This is a genomic window from Pseudomonas sp. M47T1 (assembly GCF_000263855.1).
Classification (GTDB): Bacteria; Pseudomonadota; Gammaproteobacteria; order Pseudomonadales; family Pseudomonadaceae; genus Aquipseudomonas.
Genome location: NZ_AJWX01000023.1, coordinates 50,381 through 75,249 on the forward strand (window position 1 = coordinate 50,381; position 24,869 = coordinate 75,249).

The 24,869-nt window shown below is 62.5% G+C and carries 25 protein-coding genes; 9 read left to right on the plus strand and 16 right to left on the minus strand.

Going from position 1 to position 24,869, the window contains the following annotated elements; all coding sequences use genetic code 11:
• Positions 1-5 precede the first annotated feature (5 nt).
• Positions 6-389: a PaaI family thioesterase gene (locus PMM47T1_RS21350; protein WP_008372881.1), complete on the minus strand. Its 384-nt coding sequence runs from the start codon at positions 387-389 to the stop codon at positions 6-8.
• A complete protein-coding gene (locus tag PMM47T1_RS21355) occupies positions 389-2,710 on the minus strand; it encodes a Tex family protein (RefSeq protein WP_008372883.1) in 2,322 nt (773 codons plus the stop codon). Before PMM47T1_RS21355 ends, PMM47T1_RS21350 begins: the two co-directional genes overlap by 1 nt.
• A gap of 241 nt (positions 2,711-2,951) precedes the next feature.
• On the opposite strand from PMM47T1_RS21355, the gene ompR reads away from it, so the two are divergent.
• The gene (ompR, locus tag PMM47T1_RS21360) at positions 2,952-3,683 is read left to right on the plus strand and encodes an osmolarity response regulator transcription factor OmpR (protein WP_008372885.1); all 732 of its coding nucleotides are present in this window, start codon (positions 2,952-2,954) and stop codon (positions 3,681-3,683) included.
• 104 nt (positions 3,684-3,787) lie between these two features.
• On the plus strand, positions 3,788-5,101 hold the full coding sequence (locus tag PMM47T1_RS21365) for an ATP-binding protein (RefSeq protein WP_008372887.1): 1,314 nt from the start codon (positions 3,788-3,790) through the stop codon (positions 5,099-5,101).
• 130 nt (positions 5,102-5,231) lie between these two features.
• Here PMM47T1_RS21365 and rimK read toward each other — a convergent pair whose 3' ends face one another.
• Positions 5,232-6,137, minus strand: a complete 906-nt coding sequence (rimK, locus tag PMM47T1_RS21370; protein WP_008372889.1) for a 30S ribosomal protein S6--L-glutamate ligase — start codon at positions 6,135-6,137, stop codon at positions 5,232-5,234.
• Complete coding sequence (rimB, locus tag PMM47T1_RS21375) at positions 6,134-6,616, minus strand: retropepsin-like aspartic endopeptidase RimB (RefSeq protein WP_008372891.1); 483 nt, start codon at positions 6,614-6,616, stop codon at positions 6,134-6,136. The genes rimK and rimB overlap by 4 nt, the downstream gene beginning before the upstream one ends.
• 268 nt (positions 6,617-6,884) lie before the next feature.
• On the opposite strand from rimB, the gene PMM47T1_RS21380 reads away from it, so the two are divergent.
• Entirely contained in the window at positions 6,885-7,280 is a 396-nt protein-coding gene (locus PMM47T1_RS21380; protein ID WP_008372893.1) for an RNA-binding S4 domain-containing protein, read from the plus strand.
• On the opposite strand, the gene PMM47T1_RS21385 is transcribed toward PMM47T1_RS21380, so the two are convergent.
• On the minus strand, positions 7,277-8,074 hold the full coding sequence (locus PMM47T1_RS21385) for a phosphatase PAP2 family protein (RefSeq protein ID WP_008372895.1): 798 nt from the start codon (positions 8,072-8,074) through the stop codon (positions 7,277-7,279). The two genes, PMM47T1_RS21380 and PMM47T1_RS21385, sit on opposite strands and share 4 nt — an antisense overlap.
• Before the next feature lie 110 nt (positions 8,075-8,184).
• On the opposite strand from PMM47T1_RS21385, the gene hslO reads away from it, so the two are divergent.
• Complete coding sequence (gene hslO, locus PMM47T1_RS21390) at positions 8,185-9,087, plus strand: Hsp33 family molecular chaperone HslO (protein ID WP_008372898.1); 903 nt, start codon at positions 8,185-8,187, stop codon at positions 9,085-9,087.
• Between the two features lie 179 nt (positions 9,088-9,266).
• Entirely contained in the window at positions 9,267-10,811 is a 1,545-nt protein-coding gene (locus PMM47T1_RS21395) for a phosphoenolpyruvate carboxykinase (protein ID WP_008372901.1), read from the plus strand.
• A 61-nt stretch (positions 10,812-10,872) separates the two neighbouring features.
• Here the strand turns inward: PMM47T1_RS21395 and PMM47T1_RS21400 are convergent, their stop codons facing one another.
• Complete coding sequence (locus PMM47T1_RS21400; protein WP_050990448.1) at positions 10,873-11,919, minus strand: S8 family peptidase; 1,047 nt, start codon at positions 11,917-11,919, stop codon at positions 10,873-10,875.
• Between the two features lie 194 nt (positions 11,920-12,113).
• Here PMM47T1_RS21400 and PMM47T1_RS21405 point away from each other — a divergent pair, with 194 nt between their 5' ends.
• A complete protein-coding gene (locus tag PMM47T1_RS21405) occupies positions 12,114-13,349 on the plus strand; it encodes a 3-hydroxyacyl-CoA dehydrogenase (protein WP_008372904.1) in 1,236 nt (411 codons plus the stop codon).
• Entirely contained in the window at positions 13,346-13,774 is a 429-nt protein-coding gene (locus PMM47T1_RS21410; RefSeq protein ID WP_008372906.1) for an acyl-CoA thioesterase, read from the plus strand. Before PMM47T1_RS21405 ends, PMM47T1_RS21410 begins: the two co-directional genes overlap by 4 nt.
• Positions 13,775-13,817: 43 nt before the next feature.
• Here the strand turns inward: PMM47T1_RS21410 and PMM47T1_RS21415 are convergent, their stop codons facing one another.
• The 3 genes from PMM47T1_RS21415 to yrfG all read right to left on the minus strand — a co-directional run bounded on the left by PMM47T1_RS21415 (position 13,818) and on the right by yrfG (position 16,067).
• Positions 13,818-14,285 (minus strand): glycine zipper domain-containing protein, encoded by a 468-nt coding sequence (locus PMM47T1_RS21415; RefSeq protein ID WP_008372908.1) that lies wholly within the window; start codon positions 14,283-14,285, stop codon positions 13,818-13,820.
• 230 nt (positions 14,286-14,515) lie between these two features.
• Positions 14,516-15,307 (minus strand): formate dehydrogenase accessory sulfurtransferase FdhD, encoded by a 792-nt coding sequence (gene fdhD, locus PMM47T1_RS21420; RefSeq protein WP_008372909.1) that lies wholly within the window; start codon positions 15,305-15,307, stop codon positions 14,516-14,518.
• 97 nt (positions 15,308-15,404) lie between these two features.
• Complete coding sequence (gene yrfG / locus PMM47T1_RS21425) at positions 15,405-16,067, minus strand: GMP/IMP nucleotidase (protein ID WP_008372912.1); 663 nt, start codon at positions 16,065-16,067, stop codon at positions 15,405-15,407.
• 91 nt (positions 16,068-16,158) lie between these two features.
• Here yrfG and nudE point away from each other — a divergent pair, with 91 nt between their 5' ends.
• Positions 16,159-16,725 (plus strand): ADP compounds hydrolase NudE, encoded by a 567-nt coding sequence (gene nudE, locus PMM47T1_RS21430; RefSeq protein WP_008372914.1) that lies wholly within the window; start codon positions 16,159-16,161, stop codon positions 16,723-16,725.
• Positions 16,722-17,549 (plus strand): 3'(2'),5'-bisphosphate nucleotidase CysQ, encoded by an 828-nt coding sequence (gene cysQ / locus PMM47T1_RS21435; protein WP_043301356.1) that lies wholly within the window; start codon positions 16,722-16,724, stop codon positions 17,547-17,549. The genes nudE and cysQ overlap by 4 nt, the downstream gene beginning before the upstream one ends.
• A gap of 139 nt (positions 17,550-17,688) precedes the next feature.
• Here the strand turns inward: cysQ and PMM47T1_RS21440 are convergent, their stop codons facing one another.
• From PMM47T1_RS21440 to rfbB, 7 genes are read right to left on the minus strand one after another with little or no spacing between them, the layout of a single operon-like run.
• A complete protein-coding gene (locus PMM47T1_RS21440; protein ID WP_008372919.1) occupies positions 17,689-18,144 on the minus strand; it encodes a YiiD C-terminal domain-containing protein in 456 nt (151 codons plus the stop codon).
• Positions 18,145-18,154: 10 nt separating this feature from the next.
• Positions 18,155-19,543: a sigma-54-dependent transcriptional regulator gene (locus PMM47T1_RS21445; protein WP_008372921.1), complete on the minus strand. Its 1,389-nt coding sequence runs from the start codon at positions 19,541-19,543 to the stop codon at positions 18,155-18,157.
• Positions 19,540-21,345 carry a sensor histidine kinase gene (locus PMM47T1_RS21450; protein WP_043301357.1) on the minus strand — a complete coding sequence of 602 codons (1,806 nt, stop codon included), beginning with the start codon at positions 21,343-21,345 and terminating at the stop codon, positions 19,540-19,542. The genes PMM47T1_RS21445 and PMM47T1_RS21450 overlap by 4 nt, the downstream gene beginning before the upstream one ends.
• 42 nt (positions 21,346-21,387) lie before the next feature.
• On the minus strand, positions 21,388-22,263 hold the full coding sequence (gene rfbD, locus PMM47T1_RS21455) for a dTDP-4-dehydrorhamnose reductase (RefSeq protein WP_008372924.1): 876 nt from the start codon (positions 22,261-22,263) through the stop codon (positions 21,388-21,390).
• Positions 22,260-22,808, minus strand: coding sequence for a dTDP-4-dehydrorhamnose 3,5-epimerase (gene rfbC, locus PMM47T1_RS21460; RefSeq protein ID WP_008372926.1), 549 nt, complete (start codon positions 22,806-22,808; stop codon positions 22,260-22,262). Before rfbC ends, rfbD begins: the two co-directional genes overlap by 4 nt.
• Positions 22,805-23,680: a glucose-1-phosphate thymidylyltransferase RfbA gene (gene rfbA, locus PMM47T1_RS21465; RefSeq protein ID WP_008372928.1), complete on the minus strand. Its 876-nt coding sequence runs from the start codon at positions 23,678-23,680 to the stop codon at positions 22,805-22,807. Before rfbA ends, rfbC begins: the two co-directional genes overlap by 4 nt.
• On the minus strand, positions 23,677-24,759 hold the full coding sequence (rfbB, locus tag PMM47T1_RS21470; RefSeq protein ID WP_008372930.1) for a dTDP-glucose 4,6-dehydratase: 1,083 nt from the start codon (positions 24,757-24,759) through the stop codon (positions 23,677-23,679). Before rfbB ends, rfbA begins: the two co-directional genes overlap by 4 nt.
• Between the last annotated feature and the right edge of the window lie 110 nt (positions 24,760-24,869).

Below are 24,869 nucleotides of genomic sequence, written 5' to 3' on the forward strand. Positions count from 1 at the left end.
AATCGCTAGAGAACCACGAAGGTCCCTTGCGCTTTGGCCATCAGTTTGTCGCCCTGAAGCACTTCGGCGTCGACAACCAATGTGCGCTTGCCGCCGTGAACCACGGTGGCCACGCACACCACCTCGCCCTGAGCCACCGGGCGCATGTAGTTGATCTTGCATTCCAGGGTCACGCTTTGCTGATCGAAGCCGTGATGGCTGGAGCATGCCAGGCCCATGGTGATGTCCACCAGGCTGAACAAGGCCCCGCCATGCATCACCTGGCCACGATTGCGCAGGTGCGGTTCCAGCGCCAGGGCCACCTCGGCAACGCCTTTGTCCAGGCGTTGCAGGCGGCAGCCCAATAGCTGGCTGAAGGCGCTGTGCACCAGCGCTTCAGGGATGTCCATCAGCGTTTCTTCAACTGCTTGGCGTTGGCGAACAGCGAAGCCATGGCGTTATTGGCCGGGGCTGGCGCAGGCTCTTTCTGACGGGCAGGCGCGCCTTGCTGGCGTGGCGCGGAACCTGGGCGGCTGCCACGGGCACCGTCGACTTTCTCGCCCGGGGTGTCGCCCATGCGCATCGACAGGCCCACGCGTTTGCGGGGGATATCGACTTCCATGACCTTGACCTTCACCACGTCGCCGGCCTTCACCGCTTCGCGCGGGTCCTTGATGAACTTCTCCGACAGCGCCGAGATATGAACCAGCCCGTCCTGGTGTACACCGATATCGACGAAGGCACCGAAGTTGGTCACGTTGGTGACCACGCCTTCGAGAATCATCCCCGGCTCCAGGTCCTTGAGGTCTTCGACGCCGTCCTGGAAGGCGGCTGTCTTGAACTCGGGGCGCGGGTCGCGGCCCGGCTTGTCCAGTTCCTGGAGGATGTCGGTGACCGTAGGCAGGCCGAAGGTTTCGTCGGTGAACTTCTTAGGGTCCAGGCGCTTGAGGAACGCACCGTCGCCGATCAGCGAGCGGATGTCGCGGTCGGTTTCGGCGGCAATGCGTTGCACCAATGGGTAGGCTTCCGGGTGCACGGCGGAGGCGTCCAGCGGGTTGTCGCCGTTCATCACGCGCAGGAAGCCTGCGGCTTGTTCAAAGGTTTTCTCGCCCAGGCGGCTGACTTTCTTCAGCGCCGCGCGGGTCTTGAACGCGCCGTGCTCGTCGCGGTGGGCAACGATGTTCTGCGCCAGGGTGCTGTTGAGGCCCGAGATACGCGCCAGCAAGGCCACCGAGGCGGTGTTCACGTCCACGCCCACGGCGTTCACGCAGTCTTCCACCACGGCGTCCAGGCCACGCGCCAGCTTGAGCTGCGACACGTCGTGCTGATACTGGCCAACACCGATGGACTTCGGATCGATCTTCACCAGCTCGGCCAGCGGGTCCTGCAGGCGACGAGCGATGGACACGGCGCCACGGATCGACACGTCCAGGTCCGGAAATTCCTTGGCTGCCAGTTCCGAGGCCGAGTACACCGAAGCGCCCGCCTCGGAGACCATGACCTTGGTCATTTTCAGACCTGGGTATTTTTTGATCAGGTCGGCGGCCAGCTTGTCGGTTTCGCGGCTGGCGGTACCGTTGCCGATGGCAATCAGGTCAACCGAGTGCTTGGCGCACAGGGCGGCCAGCACGGCGATGGTCTGGTCCCACTTGTTGTGTGGCACGTGCGGGTAGACGGTGGCAGTGTCCAGCACCTTGCCAGTGGCATCCACCACGGCCACCTTGCAGCCGGTACGCAGGCCCGGGTCCAGGCCCAGGGTAGCGCGCGGGCCCGCCGGGGCAGCCAGCAGCAGGTCATGCAGGTTGTGGGCGAATACGTTGATGGCCTCGGCTTCGGCGCTATCGCGCAGTTCGCCGAACAGATCGGTCTCCAAGTGGGTGTAGAGCTTGACCTTCCAGGTCCAGCGCACTACTTCGCCCAGCCATTTGTCGGCAGGCCGGTTCTGGTTTTTCAGGCTGAAATGTTCGCCGATCATCATTTCGCACGGGTGCAGGGTGCCCGGCGCTTCCTCGCCCACTTTCAGCGCGCAGCTGAGCACACCTTCGTTGCGGCCGCGGAAAATCGCCAGGGCGCGGTGCGACGGCATGCTCTTGAGCGGTTCGTCGTGTTCGAAGTAGTCGCGGAACTTGGCGCCTTCCTCTTCCTTGCCGGCCACCACGCGGGCACTGATGGTGGCTTCCTGCTTGAGGAAACCGCGCAGCTTTTCCAGTAGCTTGGCGTCTTCGGCAAAGCGCTCCATCAGAATATACTTGGCGCCTTCCAGGGCCGCCTTGGTGTCGGCCACGCCCTTGTCGGCGCTGACAAAGCGGGCAGCCTCGGCTTCGGGGTTGAGCATCGGGTCGGCCAGCAGGCCGTCAGCCAGCTCGCCCAGGCCGGCTTCCAGGGCGATCTGGCCCTTGGTGCGACGCTTCTGCTTATAAGGCAGGTAAAGGTCTTCGAGGCGGGTCTTGGTGTCGGCCAGGTTGATGTCGCGGGCCAGTTCAGGCGTCAGCTTGCCTTGTTCTTCAATGCTGGCCAGGATGCTGGCGCGGCGATCGTCGAGCTCGCGCAGGTAGCGCAGGCGTTCTTCCAGGTTGCGCAGTTGCGTGTCGTCCAGGCTGCCGGTCACTTCTTTGCGGTAGCGGGCGATAAAAGGCACCGTGGAGCCTTCGTCCAAAAGAGCCACGGCCGCGTCGACCTGTTGCGGGCGGACGCCGAGTTCTGCGGCGATGCGGCTGTTGATGCTGTCCATAAGACCACCTGACCAATTGTAAATGCAGAGCCGCCGGCCGGGGCTGGCGATCACGAACCGCCGGGCGCGCCCGACGTAAAAGGGGCGCATTATAACCAGCGATGCAAGCTTGGGGGATGCTGGCAAAGTCACCCGTCGGCGCGTCTGTCATGGCAACCCAGGTAAAATCTGCTAACAATGCACACAGCACACTGATTCGGTAGCTGCGCCATAATGCATGCCGAGATCAAAGGAGTAAGCCATGAGCAGTACTGCACAAGCACCAAAGATTCTGATTGTCGACGACGATCAGGTCATCCGTGATCGGCTGGTGCGCTTCCTCACCGAACACACTGAATTCAACATCCGTGCCGTGGGTGACACCAAGGAAATGGACCGCCTGCTGGCGCGTGAGTCCTATAACCTGATCGTGCTGGACCTGATGCTGCCCGGCGAAGACGGCCTGACCGCCGCCGCACGCCTGCGCCGCGGAAAGACCAACCCGGTGCCGGTGATCATGCTTACCGCCAAGGGCGATGACCAGGACCGTATTCGCGGCCTTGAGCATGCCGACGACTACCTGGGCAAGCCGTTCAACCCCCATGAACTGGTGGCGCGCATCAAGGCCGTGCTGTTCCGCCGCGTAGCCCCGGTGCCCGGCGCGCCCGCCAGCGAGGACGAGGTGGTCACCTTTGGCGACTACTCTCTGTCGCTGGCCACCCGCGAGTTGACGCGGGGTAACGAGGTGCACATGCTGACCACGGGCGAGTTCGCTGTGCTCAAGGCTCTGGTAATGCACGCACGCGAGCCGCTGACCCGTGACAAGCTGATGAACCTGGCCCGCGGTCGGGAATGGGACGCGCTGGAACGTTCCATCGACGTGCAGATTTCCCGTCTGCGTCGTTTGATCGAGCCCGATCCGTCCAAACCGCGCTATATCCAGACTGTCTGGGGCGTTGGCTACGTGTTCGTGCCGGATGGCGACAGCAAGTGACGGGGCATTTGTAGGAGCGAGCCGTCCCGGCGCGGCCAGGAAGGCTCGTTATCCGCAATCAGTGCGAGCGGCGCTCGCTCCTGCAAAGTTTATGGCTGCTGTTTATGAAGACCCCCGTATGGTTCCCCCAGAGTTTCTTTGCCCGCACATTGTGGCTGGTACTCATCGTCGTGCTGTTTTCCAAGGCGCTGACCCTGGTTTATCTGTTGATGAACGAGGATGTGCTAGTTGATCGGCAGTACAGCCACGGCGTCGCGCTGACCCTTCGGGCCTACTGGGCTGCCGACGAAGATGACCGTGAACGCATTGCCGACGCCGCCGGGTTGATCCGCGTGGTGGGTGGCGGTGTGCCCGAGGGCGAGCAGCACTGGCCGTACAGCGCCATCTACCAGCGCCAGATGCAGGCCGAGCTGGGTGCCGACACCGAAGTGCGCCTGCGCGTGCATGCGCCTCCCGCGTTGTGGGTGCGCGCGCCCAGCCTGGGGGCTGGCTGGCTGAAGGTGCCGTTGTACCCGCACCCGCTTCGCGGGCAGAAAATATGGAATGTGCTGGGCTGGTTCCTGGCCATCGGCCTGCTGTCCACGGCCTCGGCCTGGATATTCGTGCGCCAGCTAAGCCAGCCGCTCAAGCGCCTGGTGTTCGCCGCCCGGCAAGTGGGGCAGGGGCGCAGCGTACGCTTGCCCATCAGTGACACGCCCAGCGAAATGACCGAGGTGTACCGCGCCTTCAACCAGATGGCCGAAGACGTCGAGCAGGCTGGGCGCGAGCGCGAACTGATGCTGGCGGGGGTGTCCCACGACTTGCGCACGCCATTGACCCGCTTGCGGCTGTCCACCGAGTTCATGGACCCGTCCAGTGACCTGGCGGCGGACATGCAGCGCGACATCGAAGACATGGATGCCATCCTCGACCAGTTTCTGGCTTTCATTCGCGACGGCCGTGACGAAGCCATCGAGGAAGTAGACCTGGCCCAGCTGGTGCAGGAAACCGTGGCGCCCTTCAACCAGCCGCAAGAGCGCGTGCGCCTCTGCCTGGAGCCTATTCCGCCATTCCCGTTGCGGCGCGTGTCGATGAAACGGCTGCTCACCAACCTGATCGGCAATGCGCTGCATCATGCCGGTGATGGCGTTGAAGTAGCGGCCTACGTGTCGGGCGACAACAGCGCCCCCTACGTGGTGCTCAGCGTGCTGGACCGTGGCGCGGGCATTCTCGAGGAGGAACTGGCAAGCATCTTCGACCCGTTCATTCGTGGCGATCGTGCCCGCAGTGGCAAGGGCACCGGCCTGGGGTTGGCCATCGTCAAGCGCATAGCCGCCATGCATGGCGGCAATGTCGAACTGCGCAACCGCTCTGGCGGCGGCCTGGAAGCCCGCGTGCGCTTGCCGCTGGGGCTGATGCTACCCCGCGACGCGGTCTGACCCCCGTACAAGCTGCCGCAGGCTGCGAAGGCCCGCATAGCGGGCCCGCGACCGATATCACACCGCCGAGGTCCTACGGACCTTTCCGCAACCTTTCGGCAGCTCCAATAATCGGCCCCATTACGCGGGGTCAACCCTTGCCTTTGGTACGGGTCAGGTTCGGGCCGCCATTCTTTTCCAGGTGTTCGATGATCATCCCGGCCACGTCCTTGCCGGTGGTGACTTCGATGCCTTCCAGGCCCGGCGAGGAGTTGACCTCCATCACCAGTGGCCCGTGATTGGAGCGCAGAATATCCACGCCTGCAACGCTCAGGCCCATGACCTTGGCCGCACGGATGGCGGTCATGCGCTCTTCGGGGGTGATCTTGATCAGGCTTGCGCTGCCACCGCGGTGAAGGTTGGAGCGGAACTCGCCCGGCTTGGCCTGGCGCTTCATCGAGGCAATCACCTTGTCACCCACCACGAAGCAGCGGATGTCGGCGCCACCGGCTTCCTTGATGTACTCCTGCACCATGATGTTCTGCTTCAAGCCCATGAAGGCCTCGATCACCGACTCTGCCGCCTTGGTGGTCTCGCACAGCACCACGCCGATGCCCTGGGTGCCTTCCAGCACCTTGATGACCAGGGGGGCGCCGTTGACCATCTGGATCAGGTCGGGAATGTCATCCGGGGAGTGGGCAAAACCGGTAACCGGCAAGCCGATGCCCCGGCGGGACAGCAATTGCAGCGAGCGCAGCTTGTCCCGCGAGCGGGCGATGGCCACGGACTCGTTGAGCGGGAACACACCCATCATCTCGAACTGGCGCAATACCGCGCAGCCATAGAACGTGACCGATGCGCCGATGCGCGGAATCACTGCATCGAACCCTTCCAGCGGCTTGCCGCGATAGTGGATCTGCGGCTTGTGGCTGGCGATGTTCATGTAGGCGCGCAAGGTATCGATCACTACCATTTCATGCCCGCGCGCAACCCCGGCTTCAACCAGGCGGCGGGTGGAATACAGACGCGGGTTCCGCGACAGCACAGCGATCTTCATGCAACACCTGTGGAAGAGGTAGTAGAGGCCGGAAAAGCCGGCTTGTCTTGAACGTAGGTAACGCCTGGGTTGACCACCAGTTGGCCATGGACCAGGGCCTTGGAGCCCAGCAGCAGGCGATAGCGCATCGCCTTGCGGCAGGCGAGGGTAAATTCGACCTGCCATACCCGGTCACCCAGCGCCAACGTGGTGCGGATGACGTAGCGGGTCTGGGCGTGGCCGTTGGAGCTCTTGATGGTTTTCATGGCCACTAGTGGCGCTTCGCAGCGTCGGTGGCGCAGTTGCACGACCGAGCCCAGGTGCGCGTTGAAGCGCACCCATTGCTCGCCGTCACGCTCAAAGGTTTCTATTTCCGTGGCGTGAAGGCTGGACGTGCTGGCGCCGGTATCGATCTTGGCGCGCAGGCCGGCGACCCCCAGGTCGGGAAGCGCCACCCACTCGCGCAGGCCGATAACGGTCAAATGATCAAATGTCTTCAATGGGGCAACCGAGGTGTAAAAGGTTTCTGATCGCAGCATAGCCGCCGTGAAGGCGGCGCGGTGCGACCCATGGTGCAAAGCGCGGTATTCACGCAGAAACCGATGCAAATGGCGATAGATATTGAGTGGCAAGCTGAAGATTTCGTTCATCCGTTGCGTCCTGAAGGCTGTCCGTAGCTGGTTCAGACTTTAAACGCACGGCTTCTTACCTTGCATCCGACAGGCACGGTAGTACAGTTCCATTAAAGTCCTGAGTCGAGGTTTTGCGGTGGCACAAAAACAGGAAGAGGACGACAAGGTTCGTCTCGATAAATGGTTGTGGGCGGCGCGTTTCTATAAAACGCGCGCCTTGGCCAAGGCGGCGATCGAAGGCGGCAAGGTGCACTGGCGCGGCGAGCGCTGCAAGCCGGGCAAAGAACCCAGGGTGGGTGACGAGTTTGTCCTGCGCACCGGGTTCGACGAGCGCACGGTAGTAGTCAAGGCCCTGTCGGTGGTGCGCAAGGGTGCGCCCGAGGCCCAGCTACTTTATGAAGAGACACCACAAAGCGTGGCAAAGCGCGAGGAAGCCGCGCAGATGCGCAAGGCTGGCTCGCTGGGTGTAACCACCGATGGGCGGCCGACCAAGAAACAGCGTCGGCAGCTCCATCAGTTTCACAGCGACTAGGCGCTGACCACGCTCAGGCAGCGTACCAGTGGCAGGCGTTGCAGCACACGGAACAGCGGCTGCGTCACGCGCAGCAACCAGCCCGACACGCCGGCGGCAAACGGGGTGTAGTAACCCCAGCCCAGCGCCAGCAGGGCCATGGCCACGCCGCCGATGTAGTCGTCCTGGCCCCAGTGGGCGCCGGCGACCAGGCGCGGCATTGAAAACAGCAGTACCAGACCCCAAATTACCAGGTACTGGCCGAAACGGCGGGCGAAAATGCTCATGAACATGCCCCAGATCAGCAGCACGGAGGCGTGATCGCCAGGGAAGCTCTGGTTCGAACCATCCTTTAGCTCCAGGTGCGAATCAATGTGCGGGTACAGGTCGCTCAGGCGAATGGCGTCGCTGAGCACCAGCGACGGGCTATGGTGCTGCCAGCCCATGGCGTCGCACACCTTGTCGAACAGCGCACGGATCACCAGCAGCAGAACCAGCATCGACACGAAGGCCAGGGTGGCCTGGCGGGCATGGATGGCTTCGATCACCCAGTCGCCGCGAATCAGCAGGGACAGCAGGATCAGGCCGACAATGATGTCGAACGGTCGCATGCTGGAAACCGCCCAGATCGAGCGCCACACCACGTGGTCGGCCAAAGGCTGGTTGAGCAGATGGAACAGCCATTCGTCGAAAGATGTAAAAAGCGCATGGCCGGCCGGCAGCAACCACAGACCGATCAGCCCGAAGGCGATTAGATTACAGAGTAGAAGGCCTCGTACGTTCCACCTTGCTTGGAACAGTGCGGGTTTGTTCATAAGATACCTCTATGTCAGACAGAGCGATCCGCACCAGGCTGGTGCTCTAAAGCGGGCTTTTATAGGCCCTTGTAAACATCTTGTCACTATTATCAGATACCCAGACCTCTATGCACGACACACCGGATACCGATTACAGCCAACGTTTCATCTTCGACGAATGCGACATTCGTGGTGAGATGGTTTCCCTTGAGCGCAGCTACGCCGAAGTGCTGGCCAAGCATCCGTACCCGGAGCCGGTTGCCCAACTGCTGGGCGAGTTCATGGCGGCGGCCGCGCTGCTGGTGGGCACCCTCAAGTTCGACGGGTTGCTGATCCTGCAGGCGCGTTCCGATGGTCCGGTGCCGCTGCTGATGATCGAGTGCTCCAGCGAACGCGACATTCGCGGGCTGGCGCGCTACGAGGCCGAGGGCATCACCCCCGGCGCTTCCCTGGGCGAACTGATGCCCAACGGTGTACTGGCAATGACCGTAGACCCTAACAAGGGCCAGCGCTACCAGGGCATCGTCGAATTGGACGGCGCCGACCTGTCGGAATGCTTCACCAACTACTTCAAGATGTCCGAACAGCTGGGTACCCGCTTCTGGCTCAACGCCAACGGCTCCCGTGCACGCGGCATGCTGTTGCAGCAATTGCCGGCCGACAAGCTCAAGGACGCCGAAGAGCGTGAAGCCAGCTGGCAGGATGCAACCGTGTTGGCCGGTACCCTGACCGCCGAAGAGCTGCTGGGCCTGGACAACGAGACCGTCCTGCACCGCCTGTACCACGACCAGGCCGTGCGTCTGTTCGATGTGCAACCGCTGCGCTTCCGTTGCAGTTGTTCGCGCGAGCGCTCGGCCCGTGCACTGGTCAGCCTGGGCGAGGCCGATGCTCAGGAACTGGTGCTGGAGCGTGGTGGCGTGATCGAGATCGATTGCCAGTTTTGTAGCGAACGCTATCTCTTTGATAGCACTGAAGTTACTCAACTTTTCGCCGGCGGTGGGTTGGAAGTGCCGTCAGATACCCGGCACTGAAACGTTTAAGTAGCGCGTGATCGCGTAAGTGCCGCCGGGTTAATGCCGTTTCGACAGGAGGCCCCTACTATTTCTGGACGTTTCTGGCATAATCCGGCCCACTTTTAGAGCTGTAGTAGTTTTTTTGTCTCTACTACAAAACGTTTGGAGTACTCGGCCCTGGGCCGACGGGGAACCTCATGACGCAAGCTAATAACACCGTGTACACCGATCTGAGCATCGATGAGCTGGTACAAGAAGCCCTGAAGCGCGGTGAAGGCGAGCTTGCCGACACCGGCGCGCTGGTCGTGAAAACAGGTCACCGTACCGGCCGTTCGCCGGTTGACCGCTTTATCGTTGAAGAAGCCTCCACTCAGGCCGCCATTGCCTGGGGCCCGATCAACCGCAAGTTCCCCGCCGACAAGTTCGACGCCCTGTGGGACCGCGTCGCTGCCTATCTGGGCGAGCGCGAGCGGTTTGTCTCCCACGTTCACGTAGGCTCTGACGAAGCGCACTACCTCGCCGTCAAGATGACCACCGAGACCGCCTGGCACAACCTGTTCGGCCGTTGCCTGTTCATCAACCCGGAGCACTACAACCCGGGCGCCAAGCAGGAATGGCAAGTCATGAACGCCCCGTGGTTCGTGTGCGAACCAGAGCGTGACGGCACCAACTCCGACGGCACTGTGATCATCAACTTTGCCGCCAAGAAAGTACTGATTGCTGGCATGCGTTACGCCGGCGAAATGAAGAAAGCCATGTTCTCGGTGCAGAACTTCCTGCTGCCGGCTGCCGACGTACTGCCAATGCACTGCGCGGCCAACATGGGCGAAGACGGCGACGTCACCCTGTTCTTCGGCCTGTCGGGCACCGGCAAGACCACCCTGTCGGCTGACGAAAGCCGTTACCTGATTGGCGACGACGAACACGGTTGGGGCGAAGGTGTTGTCTTCAACATCGAAGGCGGCTGCTACGCCAAGTGCATCGACCTGTCCGAGAAGAACGAGCCGGTCATCTGGAAAGCCATCCAGCACGGCGCCGTACTGGAGAACGTGGTCCTGGACCCGGTCACCAAGAAAGCCGACTACGCCGATGACAGCCTCACCCAGAACAGCCGCGCTGCCTACCCGCGCGAACTGATCGAGAAGCGCGCGCCGAAGAACCTCGGGGGCGAGCCGAACGCCGTTATCTTCCTGACCTGCGACCTGACCGGCGTGCTGCCGCCAGTGTCCATCCTCAGCGAAGAACAGGCGGCCTACCACTTCCTGTCCGGCTACACCGCGCTGGTCGGTTCCACTGAAATGGGTTCGGGCGCCGGCATCAAGTCGACCTTCTCCACCTGCTTCGGCGCACCGTTCTTCCCGCGTCCGGCTGGCGAATACGCCGAACTGCTGATCAAGCGTATCCGTGGCTTCAACTCCAAGGTTTACCTGGTCAATACCGGCTGGACCGGTGGTGGCTACGGCGTGGGCAAGCGTTTCAATATCCCCACCACCCGTGGCGTGATCGCGGCCATCCAGAGCGGCGCTCTGATCGGCACCGAAACCGAGCACCTGGACACCATCAACCTGAACGTGCCGAAGGCCGTTCCGGGCGTTGAAACAGTCCTGCTCAACCCACGCAACACCTGGGCGGACAAAGCGGCCTACGACGAGGCCGCCAACGGCCTGGCCAAGCTGTTCACCGAGAACTTCAAGAAGTTCGACGTCAGCGACGCCATTCGCAGCGCTGGTCCACAGCTGTAATAGCGGGTGCGATCTGAAAAACCGCCCTTCGGGGCGGTTTTTTATGGTCGCTTTGTAACGGTCAAGGCCGCGAGGCCGCGTCCAGGTCCATCAGGCCCTGGCCATAGGCCTCGGTGTTAGCGTAGATGCCCGTTTTGTTGGCAGTGCTCAGCAAGCGTTCACGCAGTTGCTGTGGTGATTTGTCCGGGTAGCGACTTTGCAGTGCCGCCAGCGCACCGGCCACCAGCGCCACGGCGGGCGAGGTGCCGGCCGTTTCCACGAACTTGCCGTCCTTGCCGGTGGTCAGCAGGCCAGCGCCCGCATCGCCACCAGGCACTGCGATGCACCAGCGTGCTGCCACGCCGCAGTAATTGGACTTGGCGTTGATGGCCGTGCCGTCGCGTTTGAGGGCCACCACCGCCAACCAACCCTTTTCCAGCTCCGCAATGGCCAACGCCAGCCCGGGTTCGGCCAAGGGTTCACGTTTGAGCTCGTTGCCGGTGGGGAATACAAATACCGCGCCTTGAGCCACCAGGTCCCGAGCGCTTTGCAGCGACGCTTCCATGATCTGCTTATAGCGGGCCTCGGTTAACTCGGTGGCGGGTACGGAGTTGGCCCAGGAGTTACTGAGAATCTTCGCGCCCCGCTCGAAGGCATAGCGCCATGACCCGGCGATTTCCTCGTCGAAGAAGAACGGCTCGTTGTTGTCGCCGAAGCGCATCGGGATCAGCTGCGCGTCGTAGGCAATGCCGTGCATGCCCCGCTCGTCCTTATTGGCGGCCAGTACCCCGGCCATCTGCGTGCCATGGCCAACTCGGTCGAGGGTGCCGCTCTGCTTGAGTACGTAGTCATAACCGGGGTCGGCGATGCGGCCCTTGAACGACGGCAAGTCGAGGTTGAGCCCCGAGTCGATCAACGCCACGGTCACGCCTTCACCGGTGCCGCCTCGCGCGTACAACGCGGAGGCATTCACCACCGCCAGCGCGCCTTGAGCCCGGTATTCGGCTGTTTCGAAGGCCTTACGGTTTTCGGCGTTGGCCGCACCCATGCAACCCAGCAGTAATGCGGGAATTGCCAGTAGCGGTGGAAGGGGAAAACGTTGACGGAAAATGCGCTGTGCGTCCTGCATGGTATAGCCCTGAAAGAATGGTTCAAGGGCGCAACTATCGGCATTTTTGCTGTGCGGTGCATGGCGGCTGTGTTGCGAGATGTTGTACGGATTCACCGGCTGAATAAGCCTCATCACACGAATAAAGTTCAAAACCTGCGCGTGCTGTTCTATGGTTTGGGGATTGCCCAGCTACCTTAATCCGAGGATCTGCCATGAGCCAAAGCACCTACGACATCCAGCGCGCCGCCGTTATCGGGGCCGGAACCATGGGGCGGGGCATTGTCATGTGCCTGGCCGCAGCGGGTATCCAGGTAAAATGGATGGACAGCAACCCGCAGATGCTCAACCAGGCATTGGAGATCGTTGGGCACACTTGGGCACACAATGTCGAACAGGGGCGCATTGATGACGCCGAGGCGGCACGACGCCTCGCGCGGATTGGCAAGGTGGCGGATTATGCCGCCATCCATGACGTGGACCTGGTGATCGAAGCGGTGTACGAAAATCTCGAACTCAAGCAGCAAATATTTCGGGAGCTGGACCGCCTGCTGCAGCCAGGCGCGATTCTGGCCAGCAATACCTCGGCACTGGATATCGATGCCATTGCCGCGGTTACCGGGCGGCCCGAGCAAGTGCTGGGGCTGCACTTCTTCAGCCCTGCGCACATCATGAAACTGCTGGAGGTGGTACGCGGTGCCAAGACCTCCGCCGACGTGCTGCAAGCCGGCCTGGAGTTGGGCGAGCGCATGGGTAAGGTCAGCGTGGTGTCGGGCAATTGCCACGGCTTCATCGGCAACCGCATGCTGCATTTCTACGCCAAGGAGGCGCGGATGATGCTGCTGGAAGGTTCGCTGCCTTTCGAGGTGGACTCGGCGTTGCAGGGGTTCGGCTTCGCCATGGGGCCGTTTCGCATGTACGACGTGGTGGGCATCGACCTTGAGTGGCGGGCGCGGCAATTGTCAGGCCAGGGCATGGGCGAGCCCGAGGTGCAGATCGACAACCGCCTGTGCGAGATGGGTCGGTTTGGTCAGAAAAGCGGCGACGGCTACTACCACTATGAACCCGACAGCCGCCAGGCCGAGCACGATGACGAAGTCGATGCGCTGGTGATTGGCGTAAGCCACGGCATGGGCTACAACCGTCGCGCCATCGGTGCCGAGGAAATCGTCGACCGTTGCGTGCTGGCGCTGGTCAATGAAGGCGCGAAAATCCTTCAGGAAGGCATTGCCCAGTCGGCCCATGACATCGACCTGGTGTACCTCAACGGCTATGGCTTTCCCAAGGAAGGCGGCGGTCCCATGGCCTGGGCCGACAAGCAGGGGTTGGCAGAGATCGAGCGTCGCCTGCTGGAATTCAAGGGGCGCTTCGGCGAGCATTGGCAGCCGGCTGAACTGATCAGCCGCCTGGCCCGCGAGGGCAGTACGTTTGCACAGGTGACCCACGGATGAATGACGCAATGCCACAGCGCGAGGATTATCGGTACTTCCAGCCGATCATCACGCGTTGGCACGATAACGATGTGTATGGTCACGTCAATAACGTGACCTACTACAGCTTCTTCGACACGGCGGTGAACACCTACCTGATCGAGCAGGGCGGGCTGGATATCCACGACGGCGGGGTGGTGGGCTTCGTGGTCAGTTCATCCTGCGACTACTTTGCTTCCATTGCCTTTCCCGACCGCATCGAGATAGGCCTGCGCGTGGGCAAGCTGGGCAACAGTTCAGTGCAGTACGAACTGGCTGTGTTCAAGGCCGGCGAGGCGGATGCCTGCGCGGCAGGGCGGTTCGTGCACGTGTTCGTGGATCGAGAAAGCAACCAGCCGGTCACTATCCCGCCCACGCTGCGTGAGGCATTACAGCAATTGGCCTAAACGCAGCATCTGGAGGGGCGCCTATTCACCCAGTCGTTCCGAATCAGCGATGACCCCAATGGCGGCGGTCGTGATGGTCCCAGCGACGATCATGCCCGCGGTAGTGGCGGCGATCATCGTAACCGCGGCCACGGCTGTGAGCCTCGCGGTTGCTTTCGTTGCCCATGTAGTTGCCCAGTGCGCCACCGGCGCCGCCGCCTGCGGCTGCGCCGATCAGGCCGCCGGTGCTGCCGCCCATACTGTGGCCCAGCACGTTGCCGCCCGCGGCACCCAGGCCGCCACCGATCGCAGCTTCGCCACGGCTGTGTTTGTTGGCGCCTACCGCTGCGCCACCGGCGCCGCCCAGGCCTGCACCAATGGCTGCGCCAGTGCTGCCGCCCAGTTGCTGGCCGACCGCTGCGCCCAGAACCCCTCCCAATGCGCCACCTATACCTGCTTGTGCAGTGCCGCCAGCGCACGCAAAGCCGCTGGCCAGGCTCAGGGACAACAAGAGAATCGAGGTAAACTTCATAGACAGAGTCTCAGTGGGATGACGGCGCGATCCTGAGGCTCTGTAAGAAAACTGACAACTTGAAACCGACGAATAACACGACGTGTACACAATTTTATAAGTCTTTGTTTTCAAGATGAAACTTTCTGAATTTTGCTGTGTCAGATGTACTTCGCTAAGGCCATTTCAGCAATGAAATGGCCTTTTTTGTGGGCTTTCGTCAGTTAAATTAGCTGAAGAAATACACGGCGTCAGAGGCTCGATTGGCTATACACGCGCGGGCCGCTTTTTTGTGGAAGATGAATGAGATTCAAGTTGTGACGGCGCGCCCACTGTACCGCAAGCCCGGTGGGTGACGACAGGCTCACCAAGGTGTGGATGCCTGCCCGCAAAACCTTTTGAATCAATTCCAGGCTGCAACGGCTGGTCACCACTGCCAGCCCCCCGGCGGTTGGCACGTTCTGGCGAATCAATGCGCCAATCAGCTTGTCCAGCGCGTTGTGGCGGCCAATGTCCTCGCGCCCCATCAGCAACTCACCCTGCTTATTCATGAACAGTGCAGCGTGCACCGCACCGCAGTGCTGGCCCAATGGCTGGAATGCGCCGATACGCTGGCGCAGGCCTTCCAGCCAGGCTGCCGGTGGCAGCGGGGCGCCGGGCAGCACCTGCAGTTCGGGCAAAGCCTGTTCCACCGCTTCGACGCCGCACAGGCCACAGCCGCTGGTGCCAGCCAATTGGCGGCGCTGGTCCTTGAGGTTCCAGAAGGAGCGGCTGGATATCTCCACTTCGGCCTGTTGGGCCGAACCACAGCCTGTCAGCTTCATGTCATAGATTTCGTCTGCAGCGCTGATGATGCCGCTGCCGATACTGAAGCCGACGATGAAGTCTTCCAGGTCGGTAGGGCTTACCAGCATCACCGCCTGGCTGATGCCGTTATAGGCAATGGCCAGCGCCACCTCTTCCGCCAGCGCGGTAGTGGCTTCCTCATCCTGGGTGAGGTTCGCGTAGCTGTAGGTTTGGCTGGCTGGCTGTTGGGTGTCCATAAGGGTACCGCTCGAATAGATGATGAAAGCCTAGGCTTGTGGCCACCCAACGTCTAATCGCTAAACCCGATACCGCGATAGACGCCATCAATGTCGGCTATAGGCCTTGCAGCAGGGTGCGGTAGTCGTCCACGGCGTTGAATTCTTCGGTGTCCTTGCGGCCCTTGCGGCTGTCCGGCTCACGCACGGCCAGCAAATGGGCAACGCCGAAGGTGCGGGCGCTGCGCAGTATCGGCAGGGTATCGTCGATGAACAGGCTGCGAGTGGGGTCAAAGCCGATATCGTCCTGCAAGGCGCTCCAGAAATTCTGGCTTTCCTTGGGGAAGCCATAATCGTGGGAGCTGATCAGGCGCTCAAAGTAGGGCGCCAGGGCTACTCGTTCAAGCTTGACCGACAATGAATCGCGGTGGGCATTAGTGATCAGGATGACGCGCTTGCCTGCCTGGCGAATCGCGGCCAGGAACGTATCGGCATGGGGCCGCAGGGCAATCAGGTGCGCCGTTTCCAGTTTCAGCTCGCGTACCGGCAGGCGCAGCTCGCTGCTCCAGAAGTCCAGGCAATACCAGTTGAGGGTGCCGGCGTTTTTCTCGAACAGTGGGCGCATTTCCATTTCAGCCATGGCGCGGCTGATACCGTGGGCTTCGGCATAACGTTGGGGCAGGTGGTCCAGCCAGAAATGGTTGTCGTAATGCAGGTCCAGCAGGGTACCGTCCATATCCAGGAGTACGGTGTCGATATCGCGCCAGGTTATGGAATGCATACGAAAGATTCTCAGGCAATGAATGGACGAGAATGGCATCTGCCGTGCCAACCCACGGTATAGTAACCCGTTCACGCCAAGGAGCCGCCCCATGCGCCAGAAACCCACCGTTCTCGCCCGCGAGATAGTCGCCAGTAGCCGTCTGTTCCGGGTTGAAGAGGTGCAACTGCGTTTCTCCAATGGTGTGGAGCGCACGTATGAGCGATTGGTTGGGCGCGGCAATGGCTACGGTGCGGTGATGATCGTGGCCATGCTGGACGCCGAGCATGCGGTGCTGGTGGAAGAGTATTGTGGCGGCACCGACGAGTACGAATTGTCGTTGCCCAAGGGCCTGATCGAACCCGGTGAAGACGTGCTGGCGGCGGCTGACCGCGAGCTCAAGGAAGAAGCCGGGTTTGGCGCCCGACAGTTGGAGCACCTGACCGAGCTGTCGCTGTCGCCGGGCTACATGAGCCAGAAAATCCAGGTGGTGCTGGCCACCGACCTGTATGAAGAGCAGTTGGAGGGCGATGAGCCCGAGCCCATGCGCGTGGACCGTGTGAACCTGCGGGAGCTGTCTGCCCTGGCCACCCACCCTCAATTTTCCGAAGGCCGGGCGCTGGCAGCATTGTACCTGGCCCGCGACCTGCTGATTCAACGTGGAGCGCTGACCCTATGACTTTGGCTCATCCGCTGTTGCCGGGCGTCATCGAACTGGCCCTTGAGGCCGGCGAAGCCATTTTGCCGTTCTGGCGCGCTGATGTAGCGGTGACGGCAAAGGCCGATGATTCACCTGTGACGGCAGCAGATTTGGCGGCGCACCATGTGATCGTGGCCGGGTTGACGGCGCTGGACTCGTCCATTCCGATTCTTTCGGAAGAAGACTGCGGTATTTCGCTGGCCGATCGTCAGGGCTGGACGCGCTGGTGGCTGGTGGACCCTCTGGACGGCACCAAGGAGTTCATCGCCGGCAGCGAGGAATTCACCGTCAACATCGCCTTGATCGAGCAGGGGCGAGTGGTGTTCGGCGTGGTGTCCATGCCCACCAACGGTCGCTGCTACTTTGGCGGCGCCGGCCTGGGCGCCTGGCGGGCGGATGCCGGCCAGGCGCCGCAACCTATTGAGGTGCGCACGGAGCCGGCGGCAGGCCAGGCGTTTACCGTGGTTGCCAGCCGCCGCCACTCCAGCCCCGAACAGGAACGCCTGCTGGCCGGCCTCGCTGACAGCGTGGGTGAGCTGAAGCTGACGAACATCGGCAGCTCGCTGAAATTCTGCCTGCTGGCCGAGGGCGCGGCGGATTGCTACCCGCGCCTGGCGCCGACCTCGCAGTGGGACACCGCTGCCGCCCAGGGCGTGCTGGAGGGGGCGGGGGGCGAAGTGCTGGACGTGGAAGGCCAGGTCTTCACCTATCCGGCGCGCGAGTCGTTGCTCAACACCTTCTTCCTGGCCCTGCCGGCCAAGGCGCCCTGGCGCACCACCCTGCTGCGCCTGGCGCGCATCTGAACCGTTGCGGCCCACGTAGCTGCCGCCAGGCTGCGAAGGCGCGCACAGCGTGCCCGCGATCAACATGACACCGCCGAAGATCCTGCAGACCTTTTCGCAGCCTAACGGTATCTACGACACCCCTGTAGCAGCGCAATAATCAGCGGTGCAGCACGTACTGGCCTGTGAAGGTCACGGCCTGCTCGCTGCTGCCCTGGTTCACCAGGTACGTACGCAGCTCAAGCCGTGCCCGCCCGTAACGATTCCAGGCCGCCAGAAAGCGTTTCCAGGCCTTGTCGTCCGGTGCTTCGCACACCGCCACGGCGTCCCCGGTGACCGGCAACGGGTAGCTGATCTGCCCTTCCTGGATCACGATGTGCCCACCCTCGATACCGGCCTCGCGCAGGCGCAGGTGCAGCCAGCCCCAGCCGGCCAGCACTGCGCCGCAATACAGGCTGCCGCCGAACATGGTGCTCTTGTGGTTGACGTTGGGCGCCAGCGGCAAATGCAGACGCAGGGTCGCGTCTTGCCAGGCGAGCACGTCCAGGCCCATTTCGCGAGTCAGGGGGATGTCGCTGTGGAGCAGAGCGGCCAGGTCGATGCAGTCTTGGTTCATCAGCAGGTTCTCATGCTTCGTGATCATCGCCCGCGGCGAAGTTCAGGCCGTGCTTGCGCAGTTTGTCGTGGAGGGTCTTGCGTGGCACGCCCAGTGCTTCGGCCAGGCTGCGCAGCGAGCCATGGGGCCTGGCCATTTCCGAGGCAATCAATGCGCGCTCGAAGTTTTCCACCTGTTCGCTGAGGTTACCGGCCATGGGCGCCGGCTGTGCGCCAACAGGCGTTGGTTGCGGGTTGTCCAGCTCCAGGTCCAGGCCCAGGGCGAAGCGCTCTGCGGCGTTCTGCAGTTCGCGCACGTTGCCCGGCCAGGTATGGCGCAGCAACATGGCCCGTTCGCCCGGTTGTGGCTGATTGGGCAGCAGGCCATGGCGCTCGCTGGCCGCGGTGGCGAAATGTTCGAACAGGATCAAGGCGTCTTCGCCGCGCTCACGCAGTGGCGGAATGCGCAGCGAGGCAACGTTCAGGCGGTAATACAAGTCAGCGCGGAAGCGCCCCTGGTCGGCGGCCTGACGCAGGTCTTCCTTGGTAGCGGCAATGATGCGTATGTCCAAAGGGATCAGTTGGTTGCCGCCCAGCCGTTCGACCACGCGCTCTTGCAGCAGGCGCAGCAGCTTGACCTGCACGTCCAGGCTCATGCTTTCGATTTCATCGAGAAACAGTGTGCCGCCGTTGGCGAACTCGAACTTGCCGATGCGGCGCTTCTGCGCGCCCGTGAAGGCGCCAGGCTCGTGGCCGAACAGCTCGCTTTCCACCACGGACTCGGCCAGTGCGCCGGCGTTTATCGCCACGAACGGACCGTTACGGCGGCTGGAAAGGTCATGCAGGGCACGGGCCACCACTTCTTTGCCAGCACCGGTTTCACCCAGGATCAGCACATCGGCCTTGGTGGCGGCCAGGGCGCCGATCTGCTCGCGCAGGCGCAGAATGGAGGGAGACTGCCCCACCAGTCGGGCGCTCAGTTCATGCCGGTCACTCAGGGCCAGGCGCAGGCTGCGATTGTCCAGTACCAGGCGGCGCAAGGCCAGGGCGCGGCGCACGCTGTCCAGCAGGGCGTCACTGGCGAAAGGCTTTTCAAGAAAGTCGTAGGCACCGGCGCGCATCGCCTGCACCGCCAGCGGTACATCGCCGTGGCCGGTAATCAGCAACACAGGCAACTCGGCATCCTGGGCGTGCAACTGTTGCAGCAGCTCCAGCCCGTCGATACCGGGCATGCGGATATCGCTGACAATTACCCCGGGCCAGTCGCGTTCGATCAGCGCGGCCACGCCATTGGCGTCGCCCAGCGAGAGGATTTTCAGGCCAGCCAGGTCGAGGGTCTGGCTCAAGGCCTGGCGCAAATGTGGATCGTCATCGATCAACACCACTTGGGTCAGGCTGTCGATGGCGCTGGCCATGGTCATGCGGAAGGATCCTCTGGCGGTTGGAGGTTGACGCCCGGCGGCGCGCTGCGCAGGCGCACCGTCAGCAATGCCCCGCCTTGCGGGTGGTTGGCTAACAGCAGTTCGCCGCCCAAGGCACGCATCAGGGTATCGCAGATCGCCAGCCCCAGGCCAAGGCCCTGGGTGCGGGTCTTGGTGGTGAAAAATGGCTCGCGTGCGCGGGCCAGTGACTCGCGGGTAAAGCCGGGGCCGTTGTCGCGTATCAGCAGTTCCACCCCGTTGTCAGTGTGCTCGGCATTTATCCACAGGCAGCGTGGGTTGGCCTTTTCGGTCAAGGCGTCCAGGGCGTTGGCCAGCAAGTTGCTGAGCACCTGGCGCAAGCGGGTTTCGCCCGCCTGAACCCACAACGGCGCATCGGGCAGGTCGCGGATCAGCTCCACCGCCATGGCCCGTCTGCGCTTGGCCAGCAGGGCCAGGGCATCGTCCAGCGCCGGCTGCAAGGCCACGCTTTCCAGGGCGTGGCGGTCGCGACGGGCGAAGGCGCGCAGGTGGGCGATGATCGATGCCATGCGCCCGGTCAGTTCGCCAATCAGCTTGAGGTTGCCGCGAGCGTCATCGGTACGCTGGTGGTCCAGCAGTACCTCGGCGTTTTCCGCGTAGCTGCGAATGGCGGCCAGCGGCTGGTTAAGCTCATGGCTGATGCTTGCCGACATGGTGCCCAGCACCGACAACTTACCGGCCTGCACCACCTCGTCCTGTACGCGCACCAGCTCCTGCTGGGCCTGTTCGCGCTCCAGCACCTCCTGTTTCAGGCGGCTGTTAAGTGCCTCCAGGTCGCTGGTGCGCTCGCTGACACGAATTTCCAGCTCCCGGCGGGCCTTCGCTTCGAAGGCAATGCGGTCCAGGTAGTTGCGCCGGCGCTGCATCATCAGCCCCAGCAGCAACATCAGCACCAACAAGGTTGCGCCGCCGATGGCCAGCACCGTGCGCACGGGGCGGTCGATCAGCGCCCGAGGCGCGAGGATGCTGGCGTTCCAGCCCGTCTCGGCGATGGGGTGGGTCTGCATCAACCAGGCCTGTTCGTCCAGGTCCAGCGGCTGCGGATCCTGAGTGGGGTAGGGCTGGATGGAGACGATGGCCTGGTGTTCTTCCTCGGTCAGCGGCCGGGTGGCGCGGAAACGCCATTCGGGCCTGGAGGTCAGAATCACCACGCCGTGCTGGTCCGTCAGCAGCAGTTGTTCGGGGGTTTTGCCCCACAGGCTTTCGGTATGGTCCAGGTCAACCTTCACTACCAGCGCGCCGACCACCCTCTGGCCTTCGTGCACGGCAGCCGCGAAGAAGTAACCGCGCTTGCTAGACGTGGTACCCATGCCGAAAAAGCGCCCCAGGCGCCCGGCGATCGCATCGCTGTAGTAAGGGCGGAAGGCGAAGTTGCGGCCCACGAAGCTGTCTTTTTTCTCCCAATTGGAGGCGGCCAGGGTATTGCCGCTGGGGTCTAGCAGGTACATCACCTCGGCACCGGTCTGTTCGCTGATGTTCTTGAGCAGGCGGTTGGCGTGGTCCACGGTCTGCGGGTCGGGCGATGCCAGGGTGGCGCGCAGGGCGGGCAGGTCACCGAGTATCTGCGGCAGCGTCTCGTAGCGGTGCAGGGTGCCCAGCAGGTTGGCTACGTACAGGTCCAGCGTCTGGCGGTTCTGGCTCACCAGTTCACTGCGGTAGTAGCGCTCGGCAAGGTGCTGCAGCGGCCATAGCAGCGGCGCCAGGCACAAGGCCAGCAAGGCTAGGCTGCGCCAGCGGGGGCGGCGGGGAAGCGAGGGAGTCATGTCGAAAGCAAATGCGCCGGAGAATGTCCGGCGCATTATGCGTCAAGCCAGTGGTGCCAGGCACTCAATCAGCGCGTCGCGCCAATTGGGCAAGTGCACGTTCCACTGCTGTTCCAGGCGGCTGCAGTCCAGGCGCGAGTTCAGCGGGCGTACGGCCGGGGTCGGGTAGGCGCTGGACGCAATGGGCTCCAGCACCGCGCACGGCTTGTCCTGGGCCAGCAGGTGCTTGCCGATTTCCTGGGCAAAACCGAACCACGAGGTCTCGCCCTTGGCGGTCAGGTGGAAGGTGCCCCACGGGCCGGCCTGGCCGTTTAGCCAGTGTTCGACCAGCGCCTGGGTGGTGCCGGCGATGGTACCGGCCCAGGTAGGTGCGCCAATCTGATCGGCCACCACGCGCAGCTCGGGCTTTTCCTGCAACAGCCGTTGCATGGTTAGCAGGAAGTTGCGCCCATGCAGCGAATACACCCAGCTGGTGCGCAGGATGAGGTGTTTGCCGCCCACGTAACGAATGGCTTTCTCGCCTTCCAGCTTACTGCGCCCGTAGACGCCCAGCGGGTTGGTTTCGTCGTCCTCGTTGTAGGCACCGTCCTTGCGACCGTCGAACACATAGTCGGTAGAGTAGTGAATCAACGGTATGTCCAGTGCCGCCGCTTCCTCGGCAAAGAGGCGCGGCGCGGTGGCGTTGATGGCGAACGCCAGGTCCTCTTCCGTCTCCGCCTGGTCCACTGCCGTGTGCGCGGCAGCGTTGATGATCAGGGTGGGGCGCAGGGTGCGCACCACCTCGCGGATACCTTCGGGCTGGGCCAGGTCCAGCTTGTCGCGACCCAGCACGTGCAATTCGCCCAGATGCCCAAGGCGTTGCTGCAGTTCGCGTGACACCTGGCCGAACTGGCCGCTGATGAGGATCTTTTGGGTCATGGGAATAGGTCAGCCTCTTCCAGGGATTTGCCTTGCTGGTCCTTGGCCGACAGCTGGGGAACGATGCCGCCGAGCTCCCAGTCGATCTTCAGGGTCTCGTCGTCCCAGCGAATACAGCGTTCGGCAGAAGGGGTGTAGTAGTCGGTGGTCTTGTACAAGAACTCAGCATAGTCGCTGAGCACCACGAAACCATGGGCAAAGCCCTTGGGTACCCACAATTGCCGGTTGTTCTCCGCGCTCAGGCGCACGCCTACCCACTTGCCAAATGTGGGCGAGCTGCGACGAATGTCCACGGCCATGTCCAGCACTTCACCGGCCGTCACCCGCACCAGTTTGCCCTGGGCGTTTTCGATCTGGTAATGCAGGCCGCGCAACACGCCTTTCTGGGAGCGTGAATGGTTGTCCTGCACGAAAGCATCAGTGATGCCGGTGGCCTGCTCGAACGCCTTGGCATTGAAGCTTTCGTAGAAGAAGCCGCGCTCGTCACCAAATACCTTTGGCTCGATGATCAGCACCTCGGGTATTTCGCTGGCGATCACATTCATCTGGTTTCCCCTGCAATGCTGTACAGATATTGGCCATAGCCGGTCTTGCCGAAGGCCTTGGCGCGCACCAGCAGGTGTTCGCGGTCGATCCAGCCGTTCTGGTAGGCAATTTCCTCCAGGCAGGCAACCTTGAGCCCCTGGCGGTGCTCGATGGTCTGCACGTACTGCGAGGCCTCGATCAGGCTGTCGTGGGTGCCGGTGTCGAGCCAGGCGAAGCCACGGCCGAAACGTTCCACACGCAGGTCACCGCGCTCCAGGTAGGCGTTGTTGACGTCGGTGATTTCCAGTTCGCCGCGTGGGGACGGTTTCACGTGCTTGGCGATCTGCACCACGTCGTTGTCGTAGAAGTACAGGCCGGTAACCGCGTAGCTGGACTTGGGCTGCGCCGGTTTCTCTTCGATGGACAAGGCCTTGCCGTCCGCGTCGAAGTCGATCACGCCGAAGCGCTCAGGGTCCTTGACCCAGTAGCCGAACACGGTGGCGCCCTTCGGCTGGCTGGCAGCGCGCGCGAGTTGCTCACCAAAGTGCTGACCGTGGAAAATGTTGTCACCCAGGATCAGGCACACCGGGTCGTTGCCGATAAACTCCTCGCCAATCAGGAACGCCTGGGCCAGGCCGTCCGGGGATGGCTGTTCTGCGTAGCTGATGCTGACGCCGAACTGGCTGCCGTCGCCCAGCAACTGGCGGTACTGCGGCAAGTCGGTAGGCGTTGAGATCAGCAGGATCTCGCGGATGCCTGCCAGCATCAGCACCGAGATCGGGTAGTAGATCATCGGCTTGTCGTAGATGGGCAGCAGTTGCTTTGAAACACCCAGGGTGATGGGGTGCAGGCGTGTGCCGGAGCCCCCGGCCAGTACGATACCCTTGCTCATGCGATCAGATCCTTTGGGTCGGTGGAGCCAAGGCGTTCGCCCTGATAACTGCCGTCTTGCACGCGACGGCACCATTCCTGGTTATCCAGGTACCACTGCACGGTCTTGCGCAGGCCGGTCTGGAAGGTTTCGTCCGGCACCCAGCCCAGCTCGCGCTCGATCTTGCCGGCGTCGATGGCGTAGCGCAGGTCGTGGCCCGGGCGGTCCTTGACGAAGGTAATCAGCTCGGCGTACTGGCTGATGCCCGCCGGGTGCTGGGGTGCCAACTCGTCCAGCAGCGCGCAGATGCTGCGCACCACGTCGATGTTCTGTTGTTCGTTATGGCCGCCGATGTTGTAGGTCTCGCCGACCTTGCCTTCGGTCACCACCTTGAACAGGGCGCGGGCATGGTCTTCCACGAACAGCCAGTCACGCACCTGCTTGCCATCGCCGTACACCGGCAGCGGCTTGCCCTTCAAGGCATTGAGGATGACCAGCGGGATCAGTTTTTCCGGGAAGTGGAACGGCCCGTAGTTGTTCGAGCAATTGGTGACCAGCACCGGCAGCCCGTAGGTGCGCTGCCAGGCCCGTACCAGATGGTCGGAGGCCGCCTTGCTGGCCGAGTAGGGCGAGCTGGGCGCGTACGGCGTGGTTTCGGTGAACAAGTCGTCCACGCCGTGCAGGTCGCCATACACCTCGTCGGTGGAGATATGGTGGAAGCGGAAGGCTTCCTTTTCGGCGGCTGGCAACTTCGACCAGTAGGCGCGGGTGGCCTCCAGCAGGCTGTAGGTGCCGACAATGTTGGTCTGGATGAAGTCCGACGGCCCGTCGATGGAGCGGTCCACATGGGACTCGGCGGCCAGGTGCATGATCGCGTGGGGCTCGAAGCGCGCCAGCACGGCACTGACCGTGGCCTGGTCGACGATGTCGGCCTGGACGAATTCGTAACGGCTGTTGCTGGCAATGCTGGACAGCGATTCCAGGTTGCCGGCGTACGTCAGTTTGTCGAGGTTGAGCACTTCGTGCCCGGTGTTTTCGATCAGATGGCGGACGAGGGCCGAGCCAATGAAACCGGCCCCTCCGGTAATCAGAATTCGCATGTCGATTGGCCTTCTTCCATAAACTGACATTGAGCGGTTGCAGCATAGCTTGTGGGCTGGGATTGCCCTGTGCAAGCGTGCTTCATCGAGAAACAGTTACAAAAATCCAG